Raw genomic sequence first — 25,512 nt, forward strand, 5'->3', positions numbered from 1 at the left:
CACCACCATGAGCGCACGCAACAACCAGGCCAACAAGGCAGCGGCCCGCGAGCGGCTGCGCGCCGAGCGCGAACGCCAGGCCAAGAAGGACAGGACCCGCCGGCAGCTGATCGTCGCCCTTTCGATAGTCGGCGTCCTCGCGGTCGCCGGCGGCGTCGGATACGGCGTCATGCAGGCGAACCAGCCGTCCGCCTGGGAGGCCGCCAAGAACGAGAAGCAGGTCACCGCTCCCGCGAACACCGAGGGCAAGGACGGCACGACCGTCGTCGTCGGCAAGAAGGACGCCAAGAAGACGCTGGAGCTGTACGAGGACTCGCGCTGTCCCGTCTGCGCGACCTTCGAGCAGGCGAACGGCGAGACGATCGAGGAGGACGTCGAGGCCGGCAAGTACAAGGTCAAGTACATCGGCGCGACCTTCATCGACCGGACCATCCCCGGCGAGGGCTCGCGCAACGCGCTCAGCGCGCTGGGCGCCGCGCTCGACGTCGGCCCGGAGGCGTTCCTGGAGTACAAGGGCGCGCTGTACTCGCAGAAGAACCACCCGGAGGAGCAGGACGACAAGTTCGCCGAGGACGACTACCTGATCAAGGTGGCCGACGAGGTGGACGCCCTCAAGGACAACAAGAAGTTCCAGCAGAACGTGCAGGACGGCACCTTCGACGCCTGGGCGCTGAAGATGTCGGCCGTCTTCGACGCCAGCGACGTGAAGGGCACCCCGGCGCTCAAGATGGACGGCAAGACGGTCACCGGGTCGGACGGCAAGAACCCGCCCATGACGCCGGCGGAGTTCAAGACCGCCATCGAGAAGGCTCTCAAGGGGTAGCGGACACACGGCACTTCACCCGAGGGTGGGCGAACGTTCTTGCGTTTGCCCACCCTTGAGCCGTACTGCTCAGTAATGTACGGCCGTGACCAGTCGATTCGCTTCATCTCCCAGCCGCCGTACGGCTCTCAAGGCCGCTGCCGCCACCGCTGTCGCCGTCCCCGTCATGTCCGGTGCGCGCGCTGCCGCCGCCGTGCAGGGACCCGAATTCCTCCATGGAGTCGCTTCCGGCGACCCGCTGCCCGACGGCGTCCTGTTGTGGACCCGGATAACCCCCTCCCCCGACGCCCTGCCCGGCTCCGGCAAGGGGCCCGATGTGGCGGTGACGTGGGAGGTCGCCGAGGACAGGGGATTCTCGAAGACCGTCGCCCGCGGCACGACGACCGCGAGCGCGGCCACCGACCACACCGTCAAGGCCGACGTAAGGGGCTTGGCCGCGGCGACCGCCTATTACTTCCGCTTCACCGTGGGCGATGTCGTGTCCCCCACCGCCCGCACGCGTACCGCTCCCGCCGCCGACGCCGCCACGCCCGGTGTGCGCTTCGGCGTGGTCTCCTGCGCCAACTGGGAGTCGGGTTACTTCTCGGCGTACCGGCATCTCGCCGCCCGCACCGACCTGGACGCGGTGCTCCACCTCGGCGACTACCTCTACGAGTACGCGACCGGCGGCTACCCCACACCTCCGTACGTCGTACGGCAGCACGAACCCGCCCACGAGATCCTCACGCTCGCCGACTACCGCACCCGCCACGGCAAGTACAAGACCGACGCCGACCTCCAGGCCCTGCACGCCACGCACCCGGTCATAGCGATCTGGGACGACCACGAGGTCGCCAACGACGCCTGGTCGGGCGGCGCGCAGAACCACACGCCTGGCGCGGAGGGCGAGTGGTCCGCCCGCGTGGCCGCCGCCAAGCAGGCGTACTTCGAGTGGATGCCGGTCCGCGCCTCCACCGAGGGCACCGTCTACCGCCGGCTGCGCTTCGGCAAGCTGGCCGATCTGCACCTGCTCGACCTGAGATCGTTCCGCTCGCAGCAGGCGGCGATCGGCAGCGGCTCGGTCGACGACCCGGAGCGCACGCTCACGGGCCGCGCCCAGCTGGACTGGCTCAAGTCGGGGCTCGCCTCCTCCGACGCCGCCTGGAAGCTGGTCGGTACGTCGGTGATGATCTCGCCGGTGGCCTTCGGGTCCGTGCCGGCCCATCTGCTGGAGCCGCTGGCCGAGTTGCTCGGTCTGCCCAAGGAGGGCCTCGCGGTCAATGTCGACCAGTGGGACGGCTACACCGACGACCGCAAGGAGCTGATCACGCACCTGAGGGACCGGGCGATCAGAAACACGGTCTTCCTGACCGGTGACATCCACATGGCCTGGGCCAACGATGTGCCGGTCAGGGCGGCGACGTATCCGCTCTCGCCGTCGGCGGCGACCGAGTTCGTGGTCACGTCGGTGTCCTCGGACAACCTCGACGACATCCTGCACGTCGCGCCGCAGACCGTCTCGCTGGTCGCGGCCACCGCGGTCAAGGCCGCCAACCGCCATGTGAAGTGGCTGGACATGGACTCGCACGGCTACGGCGTTCTCGACGTGACGAGCGAGCGCTCGCAGATGGACTACTTCGTCGTCTCCGACAAGACGCGGCAGGACGCGACCGCGCGGTGGGCGCGCTCGTACCGCACGCTCAGCGGAACGCAGAAGGTCGAACGGGTGAACCAGCCGGTCCGCTGACAGGCGATTTTCAGCCACCACGCGGCCTGTTACGAGCAGATCACGCCAGGAGGCGGGTGGTGTAAATCCGCCATCCGAATGCGGACACACCACCCGCCGCGGTAGCCCCAGGCCTTACCTCGGCATCTCAAAGTCTGGACCAGGCTGAAAGTTTTCGTCCCGATGCCCCAATTGATCTGAGGATTGATTGGGCTTGATCGCTTCTCATGGAGATCTGACATGCACACATAACCTCCGGGCAGCGGCGAGGAACCCACCCTCGCCCACCCCCGCGAGGAGTCAACGTGCGTGCTCTTGCTCGTATATCCCCCCTTCTGCGCAGACGGTTCATCGGTACGGCAGTGATGGCCGGAACCCTGGCCCTGTCCACCCTCTCCGCACCCGCCGGCATCGCCGTGGCCAAGGCGCCCGCCGAGAAGTGCGTCGAGGAGACCTCCACGAGCACCGCCCGTGAGGCGCGCCCGACCGGCGACCCGCACGCCCATGAGCCCAACGAGGTGACCGAGGCCAAGGCCAAGGCCATGGACGCGGACCTGCGCAAGAGACTCGACAAGCTGCGCACGTCGGGCGGCGCCGCCAGGGACTTCTCCGCCACCGCCGTGACGAACATCCCCGTGTACTTCCACGTCGTGCACAGCGGTACCACCGGCAAGCTGACGACGACCGACATCAACAACCAGATGGCGGTCCTCAATTCGGCGTTCGGCGGCCAGGGCACCGGCAACGTGAACTCCAACTTCCAGTTCACGCTGGCCGCCACGGACTACACGGACAACGCCTCCTGGTACAACCTGGCGTCCGGTTCGACCGCCGAGAAGCAGATGAAGGCAGCCCTGCGCAAGGGCGGCGCGGGCGCGCTCAACTTCTACACCGCCAACCTCAGCGGCGGCCTGCTCGGCTGGGCGACCTTCCCGAGCTCGTACAACTCCAACCCGACGATGGACGGCGTCGTCGTCCTCGACACCTCGCTCCCCGGCGGCAGCGCCGCCAACTACAACGAGGGCGACACCGCCACCCACGAGGTCGGCCACTGGCTGGGGCTCTACCACACCTTCCAGGGCGGCTGTAACGGCAACGGCGACTACGTCACCGACACCCCGGCCGAGAAGAGCGCCGCGTACCAGTGCCCGACCGGCCGCGACTCCTGCGCCAACAAGACCGGCGTCGACCCGGTCCACAACTTCATGGACTACACGTACGACAACTGCATGTACCAGTTCACCGCCGGCCAGACCGCGCGGATGACGGACAACTGGACCGCCTACCGCGCGGGCTGACCCAGGGGTCCCCTACCCTGACGCCATGAGCGGGCCGGGGGACATCGGGGACATCGTCGACGGGCGGTTCGAGCTGCTGGAGCGGCTCGGCAGCGGGGGCATGGGCACGGTGTGGCGTGCCCGCGACGCCGTCCTCCACCGTGAGGTCGCCCTGAAGGAAGTCCTGTCCTCCGGCCCCGCGTCGGCGGGTGACGCCGAGGCGTCGCGCGTCCTGCGGGAGCGGGTGATGCGCGAGGCCAGAGCGCTGGCCAGGATCAACCACCCCCACGTGGTGATGATCCATCACATCATCGACCAGGAGCCGCACCCCTGGCTCGTGATGGAGCTCCTGCCGGGCCGCACCCTTCAGCACCGCCTGGAGCAGGGCCCCTTGCCGCCCCAGGAGGCGGCGCGCACCGGCCGCGAGGTCCTCGCCGCCCTGCGCGCCGCCCACGTCGCCGGAATCCACCACCGGGACGTGAAACCCGCCAACGTCCTGCTGCGGGCCGACGGCCGGGCGGTGCTCACCGACTTCGGCATCGCCGCCGTCCAGGGATCGGTGTCCCTGACCATGACCGGCGAGGTGATCGGCTCCCCCGAGTACATGGCGCCGGAGCGCATCCGCGGGGCGGCGGACATCCCGGCGTCCGACTTCTGGTCGCTGGGCATGACGCTGTACGTCTGTGTGGAGGGCGTGAGCCCCATGCGCCGCGGCAGCACCCTCGCCACGCTGGCCGCCGTACTCGACGATCCCGTTCCGCCGCCCCGGCAGGCCGGGCCGCTCGGTCCCGTGCTGGCGGAGCTGCTGGTACGGGACCCGGCCGCGCGCCCGTCCGCCGACCGGCTCGACGCGCTGCTGGCGGCCGCGGAGGCGGGACACTTTCCGGCGCCGCCTCCGATGCCCGTACCACCGTCGCCCACCCGGATCGACACACCGCGGCCCGTCGGGCCGCCGCCGACGCCGCACGCGCTGCCGACCGTCGGCCCGGGGAGCGTGCCCGCGACGGTGACCACGCGACCGCACCGCGGCCGGGCGCCGCTGGCCGCCGCGGCAGCGGTCGTCGCCCTGGCGCTGCTGGGGGCGGGGGCGTACGCCGTGCTGAAGCCGGAGGCGAAACCGGACACGACGGCCGGAGGGGGCGGCAGCACCCCCACGGCCACGGCGAGCGCGACCCCGACGGCCACCGGGAACCGGACGACGTCCCCGCCCACGCCGCCCCCGTCCGCCACCCCGTCCACTCCGGCCACGAAGTCCTCGTCGCCGCGACAGCCGGCCGTGGCCGACAGCTGGGTCGCGCAGCTCCACTCGGAGCCGCTGTCCGCCGGCCGCGCCGCACTCGAACGCCGCCTCGCCGCCGTCCGTCAGCAGGTGCCGGAGGCCCAGGTGCTGCGGAGTGACGACTTCCGCTCGTTCCGGTCCGGCTACTGGGTGATCTACGCCCCGGGCCCGTTCGCCGACGGTCGCGCGGCGCTGTCCTTCTGCGCCGAACGCGGCCGTACGACTCCCGACCAGTGCGTCGGCCGCTGGGTGAGCGACCGTTCCGCCGACCTGGCCTACCTGTGCCGCCCGCCGGCGGGCGCCCCGACAGGTCGCTGCACCCGCCCGTAGGGAGCTAGAGCGTCGCCAGGAACCCGGCCGCGACCTTCCACGTCTGTGCGGCGGCATCGGCGTCGTAGTCCGCCAGGTCAGGGTCGGTGTAGATGTGCCCGGCTCCCGGATAGCGATAAATCTCCACGTCCGCACCGATCCGCCGCATCCGCAGATACCAGGCGTTCAGCCAGTCGTCGGACTCGAAGGGATCCGGGTCCGCGACATGCAGCTGTACGGGCAGATCGTGCCCTGTGGCGTCGTCCGCGATGTCCGACGTTCCGTGCAGAAGCAGCAGGCCACGGGCCTTCTCGTCGCCGAGCGCGAGGTTCTGTGCCACGGACCCGCCGAAGGAGAGACCGGCGTACACCAGACCGCTCTCGGAGTGCGGGGCGGCGGCGAGAACGGCGCGGCGCAGGAGCTCGTCCCGGCCGATGCCGTCCTTGATCGCCATACCGGCCTCCACGGTCTCGGCGGTTTGCCCTTCGAAGAGGTCGGGCACGTGCACCTGGTGCCCGGCGGCACGCAGCCGCTCTGCTGCGGCGTGCACCGCCGGGCGCAGACCGTAGACGGAGTGGAAAAGCATGATGTCCATCCCGTCATCCTCCCACTGAGCGTCGGAGTCATGGAGAACGTACTGCGTCCGTTGATCGTCATTGGTGGCTCGGTCGTGCTCACGCTGGTCGTCGGCTGGGCCGCCGACCTTCTGCTGCGCCGGACCGATGCCCGCCACCACGAGACCCCGCTGTGGGGCCTGCTGCGCCGCTGCCGTGTGCCGCTTCAGGTCCTGATCCTCGCCGCCGTCCTCAGAGGGGCGTACGAGACGACCGCTCTCGGGATCGTGCAGGACCACCGGGCAGGAATCGGCCAGACGCTCTCCCTGGTGCTGATCGGCGCCGGCGCGTGGCTGGTGATAAGGATCGCCTCCGCCGTCGTGGAGTCGTCGTACGCCCGCTACGCGTCCACGACGCGTGATCCGGCCCGGGTACGGCGCGTCCGTACCCAGGTCACGCTGATCATGCGGATCGTGACCGCGGTCGTGGCGGTGGTGGCGGCCGGCGCGATGCTGATGACCTTCCCCGGCATGCGGACGATCGGTACGTCGATGCTCGCCTCGGCGGGAATCATCGGCATCGTCGCCGGTGTGGCGGCCCAGTCGACCCTCGGCAACCTCTTCGCCGGCTTCCAGATCGCCTTCGGCGACATGGTGCGCATAGGGGACACGGTGGTCGTGGACGGCGAGTGGGGTGTGGTGGAGGAGGTCACGCTGACCTTCCTGGCCGTACGGACCTGGGACGAGCGGCGGATCACCATGCCGGTGTCGTACTTCACCAGCAAGCCGTTCGAGAACTGGTCGCGCGGCGGCGCCCAGATGACCGGCACGGTCTTCCTCCACCTCGACCACAGCGCGCCGGTGGACCTGATGCGGGAGAAGCTCCAGGAGATCCTTGGCACGACCAAGGCCTGGGACGGCCGCGACTGGAGTCTGGCGGTCACCGACACGACGCCGAACACCATGGTGGTACGGGCGGTCGTCACGGCCAAGGACGCGGACGACGTGTGGACGGTCCGGTGCACCGTGCGCGAGCAGCTGATCGCCTGGCTGGCCGAGAAGCACTCCTACGCGCTCCCGCGCATAGCGACCGCCCCGGCGGACCGGCCCCCGAACGGCAAGCCGCCGGTGCCCGACGAAGAGCCGCGCACCGGACGCGGGTAGCGCGGACCGCTACTTGAGGCTTCGCACGTCCAGATGGTGCAGCACCCGGTCCACCACCTCGGGATCGACGCCGGGTTCGCTCCGGGCCGACAGCACCTCGCGCCGGGCGGCCGACATCATCTCGCGCTGGATCCGTTGCACCGACTTGACCCGCTGGGCGCGCTGCGCGAACGCCTCGCGCCGCTCGTCGTCCACGATCTCGGGGCTGATCCTGATTCCGATGTCGACCACGCCGCGGTGCAGCCGGTCCACGACGTCGTCAGGCAGGTCCTCGACATCCTGGATCTCCTTGAGCCTGCGCTTGGCGGCCTTGGCGGCCCGTACCGCCAGATCGCGTTCGAGTTCGCGCTCCGCTCCGGTGTCCGCGCGTACGCCGAGCTTCCGTACCAGCCACGGCAGCGTGAGTCCCTGGACGAGGAGGGTGGCCATGATGACGGAGAAGGCGATGAACACGATCTCGTCCCGCGCCGGGAAGGGCGAGCCGTCGTCCGTCCTGAGCGGAATGGCCAGCGCCAGCGCGACGGACGCCACCCCCCGCATCCCCGACCACCACATGACGACCGTCTCGCGCCAGCTGACGGGAATGTCCTCGTCGTAGTCGCGGAGCGTGTGCAGCCGCTTGGCCAGCCAGGTGGCGGGCAGCAGCCACACCAGCCGTACGCCGACGACGACTCCGACGATCGCTGCGCCCCAGCCGAGCATCTCGCCGAGGCGGTCCTCGGCCGTACCGAAGACGTTGTGCAGCTCGAGACCGATCAGGCCGAAGGCGATACCGGTGACCAGGGTGTCGACGATCTGCCAGAAGGTCTGTCCGGCGAGGCGGCCGAGTACGTCGTCGGCGTCGACGGCCTGCTCCGCGAGATACAGCGCGATGACGAGCACGGCGAGCACGCCGGACCCCTTGAACTCCTCCGCCAGCACGTACGCGACGAAGGGCGCCAGCAGCGTCAGGCTGATCTGCAGGGTCGCGTCGCCGAGGAAACCCATCAGTTTGTCGGTGACCCAGCCGAGCCCGAACCCGACGACGACGGCGACGAGCGCGGAGAGGAAGAGCTCCCCGACCGCGACCGGCCAGGAGAACGTCCCGCTCACCGCCGCCGCGATCGCCACGTGGTAGAGCACGATGGCCGTCACGTCGTTGAACAGCCCCTCGCCCTCCAGGATCGACACGAGCCGCCGCGGGAGCCCCAGCGACCCGGCCACGGCGGTGGCCGCGACCGGGTCCGGCGGGGCGACGAGCGCGCCGAGCGCGATGGCGGCGGCGAGCGGCAGCCCCGGGACGACGGCGTTGGCGACCGCGGCCACCGCGGCCGTCGTCACGAAGACGAGCGCCACCGCGAGCAGCAGGATGGGTCTGATGTTCGCGGTGAACTGCCGCCAGGAGGTGCGCTGTACGGCGGCGTACAGCAGGGGCGGCAGGACCAGCGGCAGGATGTACTCGGGCGGGACCTCGACGTTCGGTACGAACGGCAGCAGCGCCAGTACGATCCCGGCGACCGTCATCAGTACCGGCGCCGGCAGCCCGAGGCGCTCCCCCAGCGGCACCGTGACGACGGCCCCCAGCAACAGCAGGAACAGCAGGGCCAATTGATCCACGGTGCACCATCCGGCGGTTCGGAGTCTCGATGATCAAGACCCCAAGGGTGCCACTACTCGCGGATCCGCTGTCGGATCCAGACGCCGGCTTCCTTCAGCACACCGGTTCCCGCCCACGTGTCGCCGTCGCAGGTGCCGGTCTTGAAGACGGCTCCGGAACGGTTGTCGTCGGAGTAGTTCCAGTTGGTCCAGGAGATCTTCTTGCGCTTCATCAGGTCGAGGAAGCGCTGGGACTGGGCGAAGTCGTTGGCGCCCTCGCCGGCGTAGTTCTGCGTCCCGAACTCGGTGACGAACACGGGGAGCCGGTCGGAAGCCCGGTCGAGGGCGTCCAGGTACTCCCCCCGGTGCGAGGCGGCGTAGAAGTGGAAGGTGTACATGATGTTGGACGAGTTCACGGGGTTTCGGACGACCTCCTGCTCGTCAGCGCCCTCCGAGACCCCGAACGACGACCACGCGCGCGTGCCGACCAGGACCACGGCGTCCGGGTCCTGTGCCCTGATGACCGGGATGATCTTCTCGGCGTACGACTTGATCTTCGACCAGCTCGTGCCTGACGGCTCGTTGGCTATCTCGTAGAGAACGCCGGGGTTGTCCTTGTACTTCTTCGCCATCGCGGTGAAGAAGGTCTTGGCGCGCGAGAAGTTGAAGTCCGGGTCGCCCGGGTCGAGCATGTGCCAGTCGATCACGGCGTACATCCCGCGCCGGTGGGCCCCGTCGACGAACTTCTGGGCGAGGGCGGTGAAGCGCTGCGGGTCGGTCTCGTAGCCGCCCTCCTGGACGTACGTCGAGACGCGCAGGACGTCGGCGCGCCAGTCACCGGCGAGGGCGTCGAGCGATCCGTCGGTGACGCACTGGGCGTACCACTGGGTGCCGTGGGTGCTCATGCCGCGCAGCTGGACGGCCCGGCCCTGCTCGTTGCAGAGCTGGCGGCCGCAGACCTTGAGCTGTCCGTTGGCGGAGACGGCAGAGAGGGAGGGGGAGGGAGTGGGGGCGGTGGGGGTGGCGCTGACAGGCGACTGGAGTGCGATCACAACTCCGAGCGCCGAGGCGAAGAGCAGGGGTTTGCGCATGGGTGGTGCTCCCTTCGGGTGGGGGTTCCGGTACGGGAGTTCGCGAGAAAGTTAGGGTTGTTTCCAGTTAGCGTCAAGAGTGTTGGGAAACTTTCCTAACAGTTACCCGGCCCACAAAATGGGGCCACAGCATTGAGCTGTGACCCCATGGGCGCCGCTGAGCTGCGACTACAACCCGCGCCTCATCGCCTGGTGCGGAATCCCCGCATCCGGGAATTCCGGCCCGTACACCACGTACCCGAGACGCTCGTAGAAGCCGAGCGCGTGCGTCTGCGCGTGCAGGTCCACCGCGCTCAGACCGCGCTCCCTGGCCGCGTCCTCGATCGCCCGCACCAGCGCCGCCCCGACGCCGAGCCCGCGCGCCTCGCGGCTGACGGCCAGCCGGCCGAGCGAGCCGACCGTCGCGTCCCCGCCGGTCCTGCCGGCCGCGGCGGCGCCGTACAGCAGCCGTCCCGTACCCAGCGGCACTCCCTCACCGGTCACGGCCAGGACGTGCACCGCGTCGGCGTCGTACGCGTCGTACTCGATGTCGGCGGGCACCCGCTGCTCGACGACGAACACCTGCTTGCGGACGGCGAAACAGGCCTCCATGTCGGCGGGCCCCTCGGCGATCCGGACGTCGTACGGCGAAGAGGACGAAGAAGGCGTACTCATCGGCCGCGCGTCACTCGCTCTCGGCGCGGATCACGTCCAGCGCCTTCTGCAGGTCAGCCGGGTACGAGCTCTCGAACTCGACCCACTGACCGTCCGACGGATGTTCGAAGCCGAGCCGCATCGCGTGCAGCCACTGCCGCGTCAGGCCGAGCCGCTTGCCCAGCGTCGGGTCGGCGCCGTATGTCAGGTCGCCCACGCAGGGGTGGCGGTGCGCGGACATGTGCACGCGGATCTGGTGCGTACGCCCCGTCTCCAGCTTGATGTCGAGGAGCGACGCGGCCCTGAAGGCCTCGATCAGGTCGTAGTGCGTGACGGAGGGCTTGCCCTCGGCCGTCACGGCCCACTTGTAGTCGTGGTTGGGGTGGCGCCCGATCGGGGCGTCGATGGTGCCGCTCATCGGGTCCGGGTGGCCCTGGACCAGCGCGTGGTACTTCTTCACGACGACCCGGTCCCGGAACTGCGCCTTGAGCAGCGTGTACGCCCGCTCCGACTTGGCCACGACCATGAGGCCCGACGTACCGACGTCGAGGCGGTGCACGATGCCCTGGCGCTCGGCGGCGCCCGAGGTCGAGATGCGGTACCCGGCGGCGGCGAGGCCGCCGATCACGGTGGTGCCGGTCCAGCCGGGGCTGGGGTGGGCGGCGACGCCGACCGGCTTGTCTATGACGACGATGTCGTCGTCGTCGTGCACGATCTCCATGCCCTCGACGGGCTCGGCGACGATCTGTACGGGCGCTGCGGCCTGCGGCATCTCCACCTCGAGCCAGGCGCCGCCCCGGACCCGCTCGGACTTCCCGACCACCGACCCGTCGACCTGAACCTTCCCGGCGGCGGCAAGCTCGGCCGCCTTCGTACGGGAGAACCCGAACATCCGGGAAATGGCGGCGTCGACGCGCTCGCCCTCAAGGCCATCGGGAACGGGCAGGGTGCGGAACTCGGGAATGGTACTCACCCGTCGAGTATGCCTTGTCAGTCCTTGTGAACGGTCCCGTCGGGGTCCAGCCCCCGGAACGACAGGATCACAATCAGGATGCCGCCGCACACGATCGCCGAGTCCGCGAGGTTGAAGACCGCGAAGTTCGCCGGAGCGATGAAGTCCACCACGGCGCCCTTGAAGACCCCGGGCGAGCGGAAGATGCGGTCGGTGAGATTGCCGAGCGCGCCGCCGAGCAGCAGCCCGAGAGCGATGGCCCAGGGCAGGCTGTAGAGCTTGCGCGCGAGCCGGGCGATCACCACGATCACGGAGGCCGCGATGGCCGTGAAGAGGACGGTGAAGGCCTCGCCGATACCGAACGCGGCGCCCGCGTTCCTGATCGCCTCGAACCTCAGCAGATCACCGATGACCTCGATCGGCTCATGGTGTTCCAGCTTGGCCACCACGAGCATCTTGCTGCTCAGATCGAGCACGTACGCCACGAGGGCCACGCTGAACAGCACAGCGATCCTCCGCTTGCCCCTGCCCGCCGGCTGCTCGTCGGGGGCCGCCGCATCGGAGATCTCCTCCGGCTCGCTTCCCCCGACCTCATCAGGGGTATCCGGCGTACCGATGATGCGCTCCGCCTCTGCCACGTGAGTCCCTCAACCTAGGTGCCTGACTGAGGATGAGGGTACGGCACACACGTACGGACAAACTTGTGGTGTCAGTAGCGGCGCTCCTGCTTCTGCTTGTCCTCCACGCACAGCGTGGCGCGCGGGAAGGCCTGCATGCGCGCCTTGCCGATCGGCTTGCCGCAGACCTCGCAGAGCCCGTACGTCCCGGCGTCCAGCCGCTCCAGGGCCCGCTCGGTCTGTTCCAGGCGCTCGCGGGCGCTGGCCGCCAGCGCCAGCTCGTACTCCCTGGAGATGTTCTTGGTGCCGGTGTCGGCCTGGTCGTCGCCCGCGCCGTCCCCGGAGTCCCGCATCAGCCCGGTCACCGCCTCCTCCGACGCGATGATCTCCGCCCTCAGACCGGACACCTCCTTCTCCAGCTCGGCCCGCGCCTCGGCGACCTCTTCCGGGGTCCAGGGGTTCTCCCCCGGCCTGACCGCGAGCTCGTCGGGGGCGGCCGGGGCGACCGTGCGGGACTTGGGTACCGCCGTCGCCGGGACCGCCTTCTTGGCGGCCGTGGTCCTGCCTGCGGTCTTTTTCGCAACCACCGTCTTGGCTCCTGTCTCTTCCGCGGCCTGGGCCGCCCCCTTGGCCGCGGGAACGGCCCTCTTCGCAGCCGCCTTCTCGGCAGGTGCCTTCTTGGCCGGTGCGGCCTTCTTCGCAGCGGTCTTCTTCGCGGCGGTCTTCTTGGCAGCGGTCTTCTTCGCGGCGGTCTTCTCGGCAGCGGCCTGCTCCGCGACGGGGTCGTTCTCCGCCGTGCCGGTCCCGTCTGCGCTCCGTGCGGCGGTCTTCTTAGCCACCATGGCCGCGGCCCCTTCACATATTGTGATCTTGCTCGCGCATCGTGCTGGGACGATAAGTCGACCCCAGCCCCGCGGCAACGGGGCACGCCGCCGGTTCGGCCCTACCGCGCGCCGTACGCGATGAGCCTGCATCGGTTGTGCCCAGCTCTCCGCCCGGTAATCCGCTCCGGGGGGCGCGGGCGGAGTCCGCAGGACGGCGTATGGCCATTCGGGTTATCGGCGTACGCTCCGGCGCCGCGCGAAAACCGGGCGGCCGTCCGGCCCCCCGGCCCGTACACTGGGCGCAGCGAAAGGCCTCGAAGGGGACGAGTAGCGTCGTACGCAGCCAAGAGCGATCCGGGGACGGTGTGAGCCCGGCGGCGAGCCCGGCGTGAAGCATCACCCCTGAGCCGCCGGAAGAAAGCTTTGGACAGTGGGCTCCGCCCACGGGCGCAAAGCAAGTAGAACCGGCATCGCTGCCCCAATGAGGGGGTCACGGGCGCCGCCCGGGGCCAAGGAGGGTGGTACCGCGGGAGCAGATCAGCGCTCTCGTCCCTCCGACGGAAGTCACAGTCCGCCGGAGGAATCGATGTCGCTGTACCGCCAGGTGCCCGCCCAGGTCGACCTGCCCGCGCTCGAGCACGCCGTGCTCGATTTCTGGCGCGAGAACAAGGTCTTCTCGAAGAGTCTCGAACAGTCCGAGGGGCGCCCCGAGTGGGTGTTCTACGAGGGTCCGCCCACCGCCAACGGCATGCCGGGCGCGCACCACATCGAGGCCCGCGTCTTCAAGGACGTCTTCCCGCGCTTTCGCACGATGCGCGGCTACCACGTCGCCCGCAAGGCCGGCTGGGACTGCCACGGCCTGCCGGTCGAGCTCGCCGTCGAGAAGGAACTGGGCTTCAACGGCAAGAAGGACATCGAGAAGTACGGCATCGCGGAGTTCAACGCGAAGTGCCGCGAGTCGGTGACCCGCCATACCGACGCCTTCGCCGAGCTCACGACCCGCATGGGTTACTGGACGGACCTCGACAACGCGTACCGCACCATGGACCCGTCGTACGTCCAGTCGGTCTGGTGGTCCCTGAAGGAGATCTTCAACAAGGACCTGCTGGTCCAGGACCACCGCGTCGCCCCCTGGTGCCCCCGCTGCGGCACGGGCCTGTCCGACCACGAGCTGGCACAGGGCTACGAGACGGTCGTGGACCCTTCGGTCTTCGTCCGTTTCCCCCTCACCTCGGGACCGCTCGCGGGCGAGGCGTCGCTGCTGATCTGGACGACGACGCCCTGGACCCTCGTCTCCAACACGGCGGTGGCGGCCCACCCCGACGTCACATACGTGGTGGCCACGAACGGCGAGGAGAAGCTGGTAGTGGCCCAGCCGCTCCTGGAGAAGTCCCTCGGCGAGGGCTGGGAGGCGACCGGCCCCACCTTCACCGGCGCGGAGATGGAGCGCTGGACGTACGAGCGCCCCTTCGCCCTGGTGGAGTTCGAAAAGCCGGCCCACTTCGTGGTGAACGCCGACTACGTCACCACGGAGGACGGCACGGGCTTGGTCCACCAGGCTCCGGCCTTCGGTGAGGACGACCTCAAGACCTGCCGGGCGTACGGCCTCCCGGTGGTGAACCCGGTCCTCCCGGACGGCACATTCGCCCCCGGCCTCGCCCTCGTCGGCGGCCAGTTCTTCAAGAAGGCCGACGAGGCTCTCACCGCCGACCTCGACACCCGCGGCCTGCTCTTCCGCCACACCCCGTACGAGCACAGCTACCCGCACTGCTGGCGCTGCCACACGGCGCTGCTCTACTACGCACAGCCGTCCTGGTACATCAGGACCACCGCGGTCAAGGACGCGATGCTGCGCGAGAACGAGCGGACGAACTGGTTCCCGGACTCGGTGAAGCAGGGCCGCTTCGGCGACTGGCTGAACAACAACATCGACTGGGCGCTGTCCCGCAACCGCTACTGGGGCACCCCGCTGCCCATCTGGCGCTGCGAGGACGATCACCTCACGTGCGTGGGCTCGCTGGCCGAGCTCTCGGACCTGACGGGCACCGACCAGTCGGACCTGGACCCGCACCGCCCGTACATCGACGCGGTCACCTTCCCGTGCCCCACCTGTCGCCAGACGGCGACGCGCGTCCCCGAGGTCATCGACGCCTGGTACGACTCGGGCTCGATGCCGTTCGCGCAGTGGGGCTACCCGTACCAGAACAAGGAGCTGTTCGAGAAGCGCTACCCGGCGCAGTTCATCTCGGAGGCGATCGACCAGACGCGCGGCTGGTTCTACACGCTCATGGCGGTCGGCACCCTGGTCTTCGACAAGTCGTCGTACGAGAACGTCGTCTGCCTGGGCCACATCCTCGCCGAGGACGGCCGGAAGATGTCGAAGCATCTGGGCAACACCCTCCAGCCCATCCCGCTCATGGACCAGCACGGCGCGGACGCAGTGCGCTGGTTCATGGCGGCGGGCGGCTCGCCGTGGGCGGCGCGCCGGGTGGGCCACGGCACGATCCAGGAGGTGGTGCGCAAGACGCTCCTGACCTACTGGAACACGGTCGCCTTCCAGGCCCTGTATGCCCGTACGTCGAACTGGGCCCCGTCCGCCGCCGACCCGGCCCCGGCGGACCGCCCGGTGCTGGACCGCTGGCTCCTGTCGGAGCTCCACGCGCTGACGGACCAGGTCACGCAGGGCCTGGAGTCGTACGACACGCAGCGAGCGGGCAAGCTCCTCTCCGCGTTCGTGGACGACCTCTCGAACTGGTACGTACGCCGCTCGCGCCGGCGCTTCTGGCAGGGCGACAAGGCCGCGCTGCGCACGCTGCACGACGTGGTGGAGACGGTCACGCGCCTGATGGCCCCCCTGACCCCGTTCATCACCGAGCGGGTCTGGCAGGACATGATCGTCCCGGTCACCCCCGACGCCCCGGAGTCGGTCCACCTCTCGACCTGGCCGGAGCCCGACCTCCCCTCGATCGACCCGACGCTCTCCCGGCAGATGGCGCTGGTACGCCGCCTGGTCGAGCTGGGCCGCGCGACGCGGGCGGAGTCGGGCGTGAAGACCCGCCAGCCGCTTTCGCGCGCCCTGGTGGCGGCCTCGGGCTTCGAGTCCCTGACTCCCGAGCTCCAGGCCCAGATCACCGAGGAGCTGAACGTCTCCTCGCTCGCGTCTCTCTCGGAGGTCGGCGGCTCCCTGGTCGATACGACGGCCAAGGCGAACTTCCGCGCCCTGGGCAAGCGCTTCGGCAAGGGCGTGCAGGCGGTGGCCAAGGCGGTCGCGGAGGCGGACGCGGCGGCGCTGTCCCTGGCCCTGCGCGAGGGAACGGCGACGGTCACGGTGGACGGCGAGACGGTCTCCCTCTCGCCCGACGAGGTGATCATCACCGAGACGCCGCGTGAGGGCTGGTCGGTCGCCTCCGACTCGGGCGCGACGGTCGCCCTGGACCTGGAGATCACCCCGGAGCTGCGGCGGGCGGGCCTGGCCCGTGACGCGATCCGTCTGATCCAGGAGGCGCGCAAGAACAGCGGCCTGGACGTGGCCGACCGCATCGCGGTCCGCTGGACCACCACCTCCGAGGAGACGGCGGCGGCCCTGTCCGAGCACGCGGCCCTGATCGCGGACGAGGTTCTGGCCCTGGACTTCACCAAGGCGGAAGCGGACGCCACGTACGGCACCCCCTTCACGGACGAGGGCCTGTCCCTGACCTTCCGCCTCCGCAAGACCGAGGCGTAACGCCCACCCCGGCAACCGGGCCCGGCCGACCTCGTCGGCCGGGCCTTTGCTTGTTCCCCTGCCCGGCACTCTCCAGCCCCTCCGGCGTTTGAGGAGCGGGGTCTGGGGCGGCGCCCCAGTTCGGGAAGGGGCGGGGTGGGGAAAGAGCCCGCCGCAGGCGTCGCACACCCGCACCCGCCCGTGCGCGCGCACTCGTACGCAAAAGGACCGGGCCCCGGGGAAGGAATCCCCGGGGCCCGGCCCTCAGCCTGCCGACGGCTACGCGCTCAGCGCGCGCACCGCTGTCAGTTGTCGTCCTCGTCGATCAGGAACCCGCGCATCGGCGACGGAGCCTGCTGCATCGGCTGCGGCGCCTGCGGCCGAACCGGAGCCATCGGCTGAGTCATCGCCGGCGACATCTGCTGCTGGCCGCCGTACGACGGACCGTTCGAGGACTGGCCACCGTGGCCGCCCATCGACGGGTTGCCACCCATGGAGTGCCCCATCGCACCCGCACCGGCCGGCGCCATCGACCCGCTCATCTGCGGAGCCGGCGGCAGCGACGCGGTCGCCGGGGTACGCGGCGGAGCCAGCGAGTCGTCCGCCTGGGTCTCCAGCTGACGCAGCTGGCTCTCCAGGTAGGACTTCAGCCGGGTCCGGTACTCGCGCTCGAAGCCACGCAGGTCCTCGACCTTGCGCTCCAGCGTCGCGCGGGCCGACTCCAGCGAGCCCATCGCTACGCGGTGCTTCTCCTGCGCGTCCCGCTCCAGCGCGTCAGCCTTCGCACGGGCGTCCCGCTCCAGACCCTCGGCGCGGCTACGAGCCTCACCGACGATCTTGTTGGCCTCGGAACGGGCCTCGGCGATCGCCTGGTCGGCGGTCTGCTGGGCCAGCGAGAGCACACGAGCGGCGCTGTCGCCGCCGGGGCCCTGACCGGGCTGCGGGAGCTGCGGACCGTGGCCGCCCATGGGGCCGCCCATCGGGCCACCCATGCCCTGGCCCATCTGACCCTGGCCCATCTGCTGGCCCATCTGGCCCTGCATCTGGCCCTGGCCCATCGGGCCGCCCTGTCCCATCGGACCGGGACCGTGCTGGCCCTGCTGACCCTGGCCGTGCTGACCCTGGCCCAGCTGGCCCTGGCCGTGCTGACCCTGACCGTGCTGGCCCTGCTGTCCGTGACCGCTGGGACCGGCGGGCAGCTGCGGAGCGCCACCGGGCAGCTGGGGCGGACCCATCTGCGGGGGCTGCTGCTGGACCGGCGGGCCGGATATGGCCGCGGGCACGGGCGCGCCGGGACGATCCTGCTGCTCCGGCGGCTTGCGCATACCTTGCTGCTGCTGGTTCTGCGCGGCGGCACGCGTCGCGGCGGCCAGCTTCGCGCGGAGATCCTCGTTCTCGCGGAGCAGGCGCGTCAGTTCAGCTTCGACCTCGTCGAGGAAGGCATCGACCTCGTCCTCGTCATAGCCTTCTCGGAGGCGGACGGTCGTGAACTGCTTGTTCCGCACGTCCTCGGGGGTCAACGGCATCTCTTCTTCACCTCTACGTAGTCGTCGGCAGTCGGCAAGACCGTATCGCTCACAGTCTGATCACAATGCTGATCAGGATGTAGACGATGATCATCAGAACGAAGAAGGACAGGTCGAGTGCCACGCCCCCGAGACGCAGCGGCGGAATGAACCGCCGCAGAAGCTTGAGCGGTGGATCGGTGACAGTGTAAGTGGCCTCCAGAACGACCACCATCGCCTTGCCGGGTTCCCATGAGCGCGCGAACTGGAAGACGTAATCCATGACCAGCCGGAAGATCAGGACGATCAGGAAGCACATCAGCGCGATGTAGATCACCTGTAGTGCGACGCTCATCTCGCGCTTCCCTCTCCCCGTGCTCTCATGGTTCCGGCCTCCCGGCCGGGTTCGTTCCCGGTGTCGTGTCTCAGCTCTGGTTGAAGAATCCGCCCTCTGCAATACGGGCCTTGTCCTCCGCCGTGACATCGACGTTAGCAGGCGACAACAGGAACACCTTCTGCGTCACTCGTTCAATGCTGCCATGCAGACCGAAGACGAGACCCGCCGCAAAGTCGACAAGTCGCTTCGCGTCCGTGTCGTCCATCTCGGTCAGGTTCATGATCACCGGAGTGCCCTCACGGAAGTGTTCCCCGATGGTACGGGCCTCGTTGTAGGTCCGCGGGTGCAGCGTGGTGATGCGGTAGGGCTCCCGCTCGGACACAACCTTGGGCATGATCACCGGTGCGTTCTTCTCCATGTTCGGACGTTCAGGTGTGATGGATGCCACGGGGGCGATACGTGCCGGTCGTCCGCTTTCTACGGGAAGCGGAGCGGAGTGGGGCACCGGCTCGCGCTGCGCGGGCGGCTGCACCACACGGACCGGCTCTTCGTGCCGCTCCTGGTGCGGGGGCTGGTGCCGGCGGTGCTCCCGCTCGGGCTCCGGCTCGGGTTCGAAATCGTCATCGGGATCGAAACCCCGGCCGTCGTACCCATCGTCCTCCACGAGGCCGAGGTAGACCGCCATCTTGCGCATCGCGCCGGCCATTCTCTGAGTCCTCCGCTCTGTGGTGGATCGCCCTTGTTGCCAACGTGCAGCGTCACCAAGTGCCCGCGATCCACTCGGCCCGCCCACCTATCAGTGGGAATGACCATATTTTCTGCTGTGGTCCGACTTGCTTCGCGACGTTACCCGAGCCGGGGTCGGACTCCGAGCACCGCAGTACCGACGCGTACATGTGTCGCTCCGGCGGCCACGGCCTGCTCGAGATCCGCACTCATCCCTGCCGAGACCATGTTCGCAGCAGGATGAGCCGCGCGCAGGCTTGATGAGAATTCCATCAGCCGCTCGAACGCCGCCTGTTCGCGCCCCGCGTACGGCCCGGCGAGCGGCGCGACCGTCATCAGCCCGCCGAGCCGGAGCCCCGGGGCTCCGGCCACCTTCGCGGCCAACTCCTCGATGCCGTCGGGTCCGACACCGCCCCGCTCCCCCCGCTCGCCCGACTCGGCGTCGAGGGCGACCTGGATGAGGCAGTCGAGCTCGCGCCCGGCCCGTACCGCCGCCGTCGACAGCGCCGTAACGAGCTTCGACCGGTCCACGGACTGCACCACGTCGGCATAACCTGCCACAGAACGGACCTTGTTCGTCTGGAGTTGTCCGACGAAGTGCCAGCTGACCGGCAGGTCCGCCGACTCGGCCGCCTTGGGGGCCGCGTCCTGGTCCTTGTTCTCCGCGACGTGGCGTACGCCGAGCTCGGCGAGCAGGCGCACATCGCTCGCGGGGTACGTCTTGGTGACCACGATCAAGGTCACCTCGTCACGCGCCCGCCCCGCCGCCGAGCACGCGGCGGAGATACGTTCCTCCACCTGCGCCAGATTTGCGGCGAGTTGAGTCTTACGGTCTGTCATGTCCTACCTATCCAGCCAGACATATCCGGCGAGCCGCCCCGTGGTGCGGTCGCGGCGGTACGAGAAGTGGTCGCCCGACTCCAGCGTGCAGACCGGCGACTGCCGCCGGTCGCGTACGCCGAGTGCTTCGAGCTGGGCATGCACCCCGGCGGTCACATCGACGGCCGGTGTTCCCCAGCTGGTCTCCGACCAGGCGGCGGGCACCGCTTCCGCGACCTCGTCCCGCATCCCCGCCGGGACTTCGTAGCAGCGCCCGCAGACCGCGGGCCCCGTACGCGCGGTGATACGGGAAGGATCGGCGCCCAGTGTGATCATCGCCTCGACGGCGGCGGGAACGACCCCCGCGACCATGCCGGGGCGTCCGGCATGTGCGGCGGCCGCGACACCGGCGACGGGGTCGGCGAGCAGAACGGGTGTGCAGTCCGCGGTGAGCACGGCGAGGGCGAGCCCGCGCCGTGCGGTGACGACCGCGTCCACCGAAGGAACTTCGGCGTCGCCCCACGGTCCGTCGACCACGGCCACGTCCCGCCCGTGCACCTGGTTCATCCAGACGACCAGGTCCGGGTCGAGGCCGAGCGACTTGGCCGCCAGTTCCCTGTTGCCGCGTACGGCGGCCGGGTCGTCGCCGACCGCGCCGCCGAGATTGAGCGCCTCGTACGGAACGGCGCTCACCCCGCCCCACCTGTCGGTGAAGGCGAAGTGCGCGCCGTTCTCGTGTATCGCGTCGTGCCGCACTGTCACTTCAAGAAGTCCGGGACATCCAGCTCTTCGGCCTGGCTGTCGTACGGACGGGCCGGCGGTACGTGCGGCGGCGAGACCGGCGTGTTCGGCAGCTCGCTGACCGGCGCGGCCTCGGCCTGGACCGGAGCCGGCTCCTCGCGCTCGCGCGGGGGGACGGTGCCGATGCCGCCGACGGGCCGCGAGGTCTCCGCGGGCCGGGACGGCGCGGGCTCCTCGCGCTTGGCGCCCGAACCGGCACCGGCGCCGAGCACGTTCTCGCGGCGGGCCGGCGGCTGTCCGCCGTCGAAGCCCGCGGCGATGACGGTGACCCGTACCTCGTCGCCCAGCGCGTCGTCGATGACCGCGCCGAAGATGATGTTGGCCTCGGGGTGCGCGGCCTCGCTCACCAGCTGCGCGGCCTCGTTGATCTCGAACAGGCCGAGGTCCGAACCACCCGAGATGGAGAGCAGCACGCCACGGGCGCCGTCGATGGACGCCTCCAGGAGCGGCGAGGAGATCGCCATCTCGGCCGCCGCCACCGCGCGGTCGTCGCCGCGCGCCGAGCCGATGCCCATGAGCGCCGAACCCGCCTCGGACATGACCGACTTGACGTCGGCGAAGTCGAGGTTGATGAGGCCGGGGGTGGTGATGAGGTCGGTGATGCCCTGGACGCCGCTCAGCAGGACCTGGTCCGCCGACTTGAAGGCGTCCAGCACGCTGACCTGACGGTCCGAGATGGACAGCAGCCGGTCGTTCGGGATGACGATGAGGGTGTCGACCTCTTCGCGGAGCTCGGCGATGCCGTCCTCCGCCTGGTTCGCGCGGCGCCGGCCCTCGAAGGTGAACGGGCGGGTGACCACGCCGATCGTGAGGGCGCCGAGCGAGCGCGCGATGTTGGCGACGACGGGTGCGCCACCGGTTCCGGTGCCACCGCCTTCGCCCGCGGTGACGAAGACCATGTCGGCCCCCTTGAGGACCTCCTCGATCTCCTCGCGGTGGTCCTCTGCCGCCTTGCGGCCGACTGCCGGGTTGGCTCCGGCGCCGAGGCCGCGGGTCAGTTCGCGTCCGACGTCGAGCTTGACGTCGGCGTCGCTCATCAACAGAGCTTGCGCGTCGGTGTTGATCGCGATGAACTCGACGCCCTTGAGACCGACCTCGATCATCCGGTTGATGGCATTGACACCACCGCCGCCGACACCGATGACCTTGATGACTGCGAGGTAGTTCTGCGGTGCTGCCACGTCGAAGGCCTCTCGCCTCGAGTTACGTGCCGCCGCGGGGTTGCAGCGCCGCGACGACTGATGCCGATTGGGACGGTCCGAACGCCGACCCGAACCCTAACGGTGAAGTTTAGGGTTACCAGTGTGTCTGTTCCTTGGACTCTCCGAACAGGACACTAAGTCGACAAGTGGCGCACGTTCAACGAACACGCCGAACCTCCCGTTTTTCTTTTCACCCTATGTGATCACCCATATCGCTGGCCAACCAGGGTGCTGGCCAGCGCGTATGACCGTCAACTCCCTGATGCGGCGGGGGCCGTGGGCGCACTCACATTGAAGTGCACGGCCGTCGGAACTGCTTTCATGAGCGCCTTCAGCGCACGCGCCTTCGCTTCGCCCTGCTCGGCACTGCCCCAGTCAACAGTACGGTCCCCGGTGAGCCCCAGGGTTACGGAGTCGTACGAGCCGACCTGAACCGTCCGCACGTGGCCGACGACGGACTGCGGCAGGTCGCCGGTGACGCGTACCGCCTCACGCACCAGCCGGTCCGCGCCGAAGCGGCGCAGGCTCGGGGAGTCGCCGGGCGCCAATTCCAGCAACGGGACACCGTCGGGCGCCTTGGCGACCGTGGCGAACCGCACACTCTCGTCGTCCACTTCGATGAAGTTTGCGCCCTTCTCGATGAGCAGTACCGGCTTTCGCTCGGTCACTTTCAGACCAATGCCGTGCGGCCATGAGCGAACGACTTCCACCGAGTCGATACGGCGCAATTTCTGCCGCAGCCGGTCCTCAATGACATCCGTGTCGACTGAAATCAGTGGCGCCCCGACCGGCACGGCCGCGGCGTCCAGTACCTCATCGGGCGTCAGAACCTGGGTGCCCGACGCCTTCACGCGCTCCACCCGCAGCCAGGAAGAGCCGTAAAGCACCCAGATTCCGCCTGCCGTGAGCAGCACCGCCAGGACGAGCCCCAGGATCAGGACCCCGCGCCCGGGCAGCCGGAACCGGCGACCGGCTCCACCCCGACCGGGACGGCCGTACGGCGGGCGGGCCGCCGACGACCCCTGCGCCTGTCGTTCACCGCGCTGGGCGGTCGTCGGTCCGGCCACTCCCTGTCGCCTCCTGGGCACCTGCGTCGGTGGGCCGTTCAGCCGGCCCTGCGTGCGGCGATCGCCTCGTACACCATGCCGACGAGCAGGTCGTCGGCGTCCCGGCGGCCGAACTCGGCGGCGGCGCGGGACATCTCGAACAGCCGGTGCGGGTCCGCGAGGACCGGGAGCACCTGGCTCTGCACCCACTCGGGCGTCAGCTGCGCGTCGTCGACCAGCAGGCCGCCGCCGGCGTTGACCACCGGCTGGGCGTTGAGCCGCTGCTCGCCGTTGCCGATGGGCAGCGGGACGTACGCGGCGGGCAGCCCGACGGCGGAGAGTTCGGCGACGGTCATCGCGCCCGCGCGGCAGAGCATCATGTCGGCCGCGGCGTACGCGAGGTCCATCCGGTCCACGTACGGTACCGGGATGTAGGGCGGCATACCCGGCATGTTGTCCACGCGCGGCAGTTCGTTCTTGGGGCCGACCGCGTGCAGGATCTGGATGCCGGAGCGCTGGAGCACCGGCGCGACCTGCTGGATCACCTCGTTGAGGCGCCGCGCGCCCTGCGAGCCGCCGGAGACCAGCAGCGTCGGCAGGTTCGGATCGAGGCCGAAGGCGGCGCGCGCCTCCGGGCGGACCCGGGCCCGGTCGAGGGTGGCGATGGTGCGGCGCAGCGGGATGCCGATGTAGCGGGCGCCGCGCAGCTTGCTGTCGGGGGTGGAGACGGCCACGGCGTGCGCGTAGCGCGAGCCGATCTTGTTGGCCAGACCCGGCCTGGCGTTGGCCTCGTGGACGATGATCGGTACGCCGAGGCGCTTGGCCGCGAGGTAGCCGGGCAGGGCGACGTAACCGCCGAAGCCGACGACGCAGTCCGCCTTCGTACGCTCCAGGATCTGCTCGGCGGCCTTGATGGTGCCGCGCAGCCGCCCGGGGACGGTGATCAGTTCCGGGGTGGGCCTGCGGGGCAGCGGGACCGCGGGGATCAGCCCGAGTTCGTAGCCGCGCTCGGGTACGAGCCTGGTCTCAAGTCCGCGCTCCGTGCCGAGGGCTGTGATGCCCACGGAAGGGTCCTGCCTCCGCAGTGCGTCCGCGAGGGCAAGCGCGGGCTCGATGTGGCCGGCGGTCCCCCCACCGGCGAGTACGACATGCACCGAAATTCACCGCTCTCCGGACGGACGCTTCTTGACGCGCCGTCTCATCGTCTTCCATCTCACCCCGGCCCCTTTGCCAAGGACTGTCCTTCGCATGGCGAGGGCGGCCTTCGCGGCGGGATCCTCTCGCGCGAAGGCGATCAGCAACCCTACGGCGAACATGGTCGGCAGCAGGGAGGAGCCCCCGTACGAGAACAGCGGGAGCGGGACACCGGCGATCGGCAGCAGGCCGAGCACCGCACCGATGTTGACCACGGCCTGAGCCGTGATCCAGGTGGTCACACCTCCCGCTGCGTACCTCACGAAGGGGTCCTCCGTGCGTCCGGCCACGCGGATACCCGCATAGCCTAGAGCCGCGAAGAGGGCGAGTACCGACAGCGTCCCCGCCAGACCCAGTTCCTCCCCGGTGATGGCGAAGATGAAGTCCGTGTGCGGCTCGGGGAGTTGACCCCATTTTTCCACACTTGCACCCAGTCCCGAACCGAACCAACCGCCCGAGGCGAGAGCATAGATTCCGTGCACCGCCTGCCAGCATTCACCCTTGGGACCGAGATCGGTCGCGCCGGTGCAGGCGAGGCGTGACATCCGGTTGGCGTTGCTGCTGATGAGGACGAAGCCGACGAAGGCGGCGAAGGCCAGTACGCCGGCGAAGAGCCGGGTGGGCGCTCCCGCGAGCCACAGCAGGCCGAAGAGGATCGCGGTGAGGAGGATCGCCGTACCCATGTCGCCGCCGAGCATGATCAGGCCGAGCAGCAGGAAGGCGACGGGGACGAGCGGCACCAGCATGTGCTTCCACTGGGTCAGCAGCCGCTTCTCCTGCTTGCGGGCGAGCAGGTCGGCCCCCCACAGGACGAGGGCCAGCTTGCCGAACTCGCTGGGCTGGAGCATGAAGGGGCCGCCGAGCGAGATCCAGTTCTGGTTCCCGCCGATGGAGACTCCTATCCCCGGGATCTGGACGAGCACCATCAGGAAGACGGTCATGGCCAGCAGCGGGTAGGACAGCGCGCGGTGCAGCTTGGCGGGCATCCGGGAGGCGGCGAGCAGCAGAGCCGTTCCGATGACCGCCGCGACGAACTGCTTGCGGAAGAAGTACGAGGCGGGGAGTGACAGCTCCAGCGCCTTGATCATCGAGGCGGAGTAGACCATCACGAGACCGAGCACGGTGATCAGCAGGGCGCTGCCCAGGATGAGGTAGTACGCCGTCAGAGGCCGGTCCCAGGTGCGGCGCGCCTGCTCGTACAGCCGGCGCAGACGGTTCTCACCGGGCGGTCCGGGCAGGCGCGGCGCGCGGCGGCGTACGGCGGCCGGGCGGCGGGTGGTGGTCCGCGTCGCGGCCGACCTCGCCCCGGCCGTCCCGGCGCGCCCGCGCAGCACGGTGCGGCCGCGCGGGGCACTGTCGTCGGCCAACATCTCGGTG

Annotated in this window: 22 protein-coding genes; 6 read left to right on the forward strand and 16 right to left on the reverse strand. The window is 69.7% G+C overall.

Annotated elements, in window-relative coordinates:
- Nucleotides 1-7 precede the first annotated feature (7 nt).
- The 4 genes from AC1P0E_RS08075 to AC1P0E_RS08090 all read left to right on the forward strand — a co-directional run bounded on the left by AC1P0E_RS08075 (nt 8) and on the right by AC1P0E_RS08090 (nt 5,414).
- Complete coding sequence (locus tag AC1P0E_RS08075) at nt 8-823, forward strand: DsbA family protein (RefSeq protein WP_482741470.1); 816 nt, start codon at nt 8-10, stop codon at nt 821-823.
- Between the two features lie 85 nt (nt 824-908).
- A complete protein-coding gene (locus AC1P0E_RS08080; protein ID WP_482741471.1) occupies nt 909-2,549 on the forward strand; it encodes an alkaline phosphatase D family protein in 1,641 nt (546 codons plus the stop codon).
- Nucleotides 2,550-2,893: 344 nt separating this feature from the next.
- Nucleotides 2,894-3,826, forward strand: a complete 933-nt coding sequence (locus AC1P0E_RS08085; RefSeq protein ID WP_482745688.1) for a zinc metalloprotease — start codon at nt 2,894-2,896, stop codon at nt 3,824-3,826.
- 25 nt (nt 3,827-3,851) lie between these two features.
- The gene (locus AC1P0E_RS08090) at nt 3,852-5,414 is read left to right on the forward strand and encodes a serine/threonine-protein kinase (RefSeq protein ID WP_482741472.1); all 1,563 of its coding nucleotides are present in this window, start codon (nt 3,852-3,854) and stop codon (nt 5,412-5,414) included.
- A gap of 4 nt (nt 5,415-5,418) precedes the next feature.
- Here the strand turns inward: AC1P0E_RS08090 and AC1P0E_RS08095 are convergent, their stop codons facing one another.
- Complete coding sequence (locus AC1P0E_RS08095; protein ID WP_482741473.1) at nt 5,419-5,988, reverse strand: dienelactone hydrolase family protein; 570 nt, start codon at nt 5,986-5,988, stop codon at nt 5,419-5,421.
- Between the two features lie 30 nt (nt 5,989-6,018).
- On the opposite strand from AC1P0E_RS08095, the gene AC1P0E_RS08100 reads away from it, so the two are divergent.
- Nucleotides 6,019-7,110 (forward strand): mechanosensitive ion channel family protein, encoded by a 1,092-nt coding sequence (locus AC1P0E_RS08100; RefSeq protein ID WP_482741474.1) that lies wholly within the window; start codon nt 6,019-6,021, stop codon nt 7,108-7,110.
- A gap of 9 nt (nt 7,111-7,119) precedes the next feature.
- Here the strand turns inward: AC1P0E_RS08100 and AC1P0E_RS08105 are convergent, their stop codons facing one another.
- From AC1P0E_RS08105 to AC1P0E_RS08130, 6 genes are all read right to left on the reverse strand, one after another.
- A complete protein-coding gene (locus AC1P0E_RS08105) occupies nt 7,120-8,706 on the reverse strand; it encodes a Na+/H+ antiporter (protein ID WP_482741475.1) in 1,587 nt (528 codons plus the stop codon).
- 53 nt (nt 8,707-8,759) lie between these two features.
- The gene (locus AC1P0E_RS08110) at nt 8,760-9,776 is read right to left on the reverse strand and encodes a glycoside hydrolase family 5 protein (RefSeq protein WP_482741476.1); all 1,017 of its coding nucleotides are present in this window, start codon (nt 9,774-9,776) and stop codon (nt 8,760-8,762) included.
- 168 nt (nt 9,777-9,944) lie between these two features.
- A complete protein-coding gene (locus AC1P0E_RS08115; protein WP_482741477.1) occupies nt 9,945-10,430 on the reverse strand; it encodes a GNAT family N-acetyltransferase in 486 nt (161 codons plus the stop codon).
- A 10-nt stretch (nt 10,431-10,440) separates the two neighbouring features.
- On the reverse strand, nt 10,441-11,382 hold the full coding sequence (locus AC1P0E_RS08120; protein ID WP_482741478.1) for an RluA family pseudouridine synthase: 942 nt from the start codon (nt 11,380-11,382) through the stop codon (nt 10,441-10,443).
- A gap of 17 nt (nt 11,383-11,399) precedes the next feature.
- Nucleotides 11,400-11,999 (reverse strand): signal peptidase II, encoded by a 600-nt coding sequence (gene lspA / locus AC1P0E_RS08125; protein WP_482741479.1) that lies wholly within the window; start codon nt 11,997-11,999, stop codon nt 11,400-11,402.
- 71 nt (nt 12,000-12,070) lie between these two features.
- A complete protein-coding gene (locus tag AC1P0E_RS08130) occupies nt 12,071-12,820 on the reverse strand; it encodes a TraR/DksA family transcriptional regulator (RefSeq protein ID WP_482741480.1) in 750 nt (249 codons plus the stop codon).
- 568 nt (nt 12,821-13,388) lie between these two features.
- Between AC1P0E_RS08130 and ileS the strand changes: the two genes are divergently transcribed.
- Nucleotides 13,389-16,526, forward strand: a complete 3,138-nt coding sequence (ileS, locus tag AC1P0E_RS08135) for an isoleucine--tRNA ligase (protein WP_482741481.1) — start codon at nt 13,389-13,391, stop codon at nt 16,524-16,526.
- A 284-nt stretch (nt 16,527-16,810) separates the two neighbouring features.
- On the opposite strand, the gene AC1P0E_RS08140 is transcribed toward ileS, so the two are convergent.
- From AC1P0E_RS08140 to ftsW, 9 genes are all read right to left on the reverse strand, one after another.
- Nucleotides 16,811-18,031 (reverse strand): DivIVA domain-containing protein, encoded by a 1,221-nt coding sequence (locus tag AC1P0E_RS08140; protein ID WP_482741482.1) that lies wholly within the window; start codon nt 18,029-18,031, stop codon nt 16,811-16,813.
- A 49-nt stretch (nt 18,032-18,080) separates the two neighbouring features.
- Entirely contained in the window at nt 18,081-18,365 is a 285-nt protein-coding gene (locus AC1P0E_RS08145) for a YggT family protein (RefSeq protein ID WP_138902161.1), read from the reverse strand.
- Nucleotides 18,366-18,435: 70 nt separating this feature from the next.
- Complete coding sequence (locus AC1P0E_RS08150) at nt 18,436-19,053, reverse strand: cell division protein SepF (protein ID WP_482741483.1); 618 nt, start codon at nt 19,051-19,053, stop codon at nt 18,436-18,438.
- Between the two features lie 140 nt (nt 19,054-19,193).
- Nucleotides 19,194-19,913 (reverse strand): YggS family pyridoxal phosphate-dependent enzyme, encoded by a 720-nt coding sequence (locus AC1P0E_RS08155; protein WP_482741484.1) that lies wholly within the window; start codon nt 19,911-19,913, stop codon nt 19,194-19,196.
- 3 nt (nt 19,914-19,916) lie between these two features.
- A complete protein-coding gene (gene pgeF / locus AC1P0E_RS08160) occupies nt 19,917-20,648 on the reverse strand; it encodes a peptidoglycan editing factor PgeF (protein WP_482745689.1) in 732 nt (243 codons plus the stop codon).
- 2 nt (nt 20,649-20,650) lie between these two features.
- Nucleotides 20,651-21,874, reverse strand: coding sequence for a cell division protein FtsZ (gene ftsZ, locus AC1P0E_RS08165; protein WP_482741485.1), 1,224 nt, complete (start codon nt 21,872-21,874; stop codon nt 20,651-20,653).
- Nucleotides 21,875-22,146: 272 nt separating this feature from the next.
- On the reverse strand, nt 22,147-22,962 hold the full coding sequence (locus AC1P0E_RS08170) for a cell division protein FtsQ/DivIB (RefSeq protein WP_482741486.1): 816 nt from the start codon (nt 22,960-22,962) through the stop codon (nt 22,147-22,149).
- Nucleotides 22,963-23,000: 38 nt separating this feature from the next.
- Nucleotides 23,001-24,095, reverse strand: a complete 1,095-nt coding sequence (gene murG, locus AC1P0E_RS08175; RefSeq protein ID WP_355266120.1) for an undecaprenyldiphospho-muramoylpentapeptide beta-N-acetylglucosaminyltransferase — start codon at nt 24,093-24,095, stop codon at nt 23,001-23,003.
- A gap of 6 nt (nt 24,096-24,101) precedes the next feature.
- Nucleotides 24,102-25,505, reverse strand: coding sequence for a putative lipid II flippase FtsW (gene ftsW, locus AC1P0E_RS08180; RefSeq protein ID WP_482741487.1), 1,404 nt, complete (start codon nt 25,503-25,505; stop codon nt 24,102-24,104).
- Nucleotides 25,506-25,512 lie beyond the last annotated feature (7 nt).

It is taken from the genome of Streptomyces sp. TRD_SC_5 (assembly GCF_056836825.1).

What these genes read in the sequence shown, in the direction of transcription:
- ftsW (WP_482741487.1), bottom strand. Translation starts at nt 25,505, where the DNA reads ATGTTGGCCGACGACAGTGCCCCGCGCGGCCGCACCGTGCTGCGCGGG.
- AC1P0E_RS08090 (WP_482741472.1), top strand. Translation starts at nt 3,852, where the DNA reads ATGAGCGGGCCGGGGGACATCGGGGACATCGTCGACGGGCGGTTCGAG.
- AC1P0E_RS08095 (WP_482741473.1), bottom strand. Translation starts at nt 5,988, where the DNA reads ATGGACATCATGCTTTTCCACTCCGTCTACGGTCTGCGCCCGGCGGTG.
- AC1P0E_RS08115 (WP_482741477.1), bottom strand. Translation starts at nt 10,430, where the DNA reads ATGAGTACGCCTTCTTCGTCCTCTTCGCCGTACGACGTCCGGATCGCC.
- AC1P0E_RS08155 (WP_482741484.1), bottom strand. Translation starts at nt 19,913, where the DNA reads ATGACAGACCGTAAGACTCAACTCGCCGCAAATCTGGCGCAGGTGGAG.
- ileS (WP_482741481.1), top strand. Translation starts at nt 13,389, where the DNA reads ATGTCGCTGTACCGCCAGGTGCCCGCCCAGGTCGACCTGCCCGCGCTC.
- AC1P0E_RS08145 (WP_138902161.1), bottom strand. Translation starts at nt 18,365, where the DNA reads ATGAGCGTCGCACTACAGGTGATCTACATCGCGCTGATGTGCTTCCTG.
- AC1P0E_RS08140 (WP_482741482.1), bottom strand. Translation starts at nt 18,031, where the DNA reads ATGCCGTTGACCCCCGAGGACGTGCGGAACAAGCAGTTCACGACCGTC.
- AC1P0E_RS08100 (WP_482741474.1), top strand. Translation starts at nt 6,019, where the DNA reads ATGGAGAACGTACTGCGTCCGTTGATCGTCATTGGTGGCTCGGTCGTG.
- AC1P0E_RS08085 (WP_482745688.1), top strand. Translation starts at nt 2,894, where the DNA reads ATGGCCGGAACCCTGGCCCTGTCCACCCTCTCCGCACCCGCCGGCATC.
- AC1P0E_RS08110 (WP_482741476.1), bottom strand. Translation starts at nt 9,776, where the DNA reads ATGCGCAAACCCCTGCTCTTCGCCTCGGCGCTCGGAGTTGTGATCGCA.
- AC1P0E_RS08075 (WP_482741470.1), top strand. Translation starts at nt 8, where the DNA reads ATGAGCGCACGCAACAACCAGGCCAACAAGGCAGCGGCCCGCGAGCGG.
- AC1P0E_RS08130 (WP_482741480.1), bottom strand. Translation starts at nt 12,820, where the DNA reads ATGGTGGCTAAGAAGACCGCCGCACGGAGCGCAGACGGGACCGGCACG.
- AC1P0E_RS08150 (WP_482741483.1), bottom strand. Translation starts at nt 19,053, where the DNA reads ATGGCCGGCGCGATGCGCAAGATGGCGGTCTACCTCGGCCTCGTGGAG.